Origin of the sequence: Schauerella aestuarii (assembly GCF_009866805.1) — a bacterium.
Classification (GTDB): Bacteria; Pseudomonadota; Gammaproteobacteria; order Burkholderiales; family Burkholderiaceae_B; genus Schauerella; species Schauerella aestuarii.
The window spans coordinates 1-290 of sequence record NZ_SIZW01000014.1 but is presented as its reverse complement, the minus strand read 5'-3'; the positions used below and the strand labels follow the sequence as shown (position 1 = coordinate 290).

Genomic DNA, 290 nt, shown 5'->3' with positions numbered 1-290 from the left:
TTTTTTACCCTTATCTTCCTTTGAGTAGCGACGTACAACCTGAATGAAGCTTCGGTTTTATTCGGAAGTACGATATTAAACAGAGATTAAACTGAAGAGTTTGATCCTGGCTCAGATTGAACGCTAGCGGGATGCCTTACACATGCAAGTCGAACGGCAGCACGGACTTCGGTCTGGTGGCGAGTGGCGAACGGGTGAGTAATGTATCGGAACGTGCCCAGTAGCGGGGGATAACTACGCGAAAGCGTAGCTAATACCGCATACGCCCTTCGGGGGAAAGCAGGGGATCG

General features: G+C 50.0%; 1 rRNA gene. It reads left to right on the top strand.

Annotated features, from left to right (window positions below):
- Positions 1–88: 88 nt before the first annotated feature.
- Positions 89–290, top strand: a 16S ribosomal RNA gene (locus EYW45_RS00040); the annotation flags it as partial.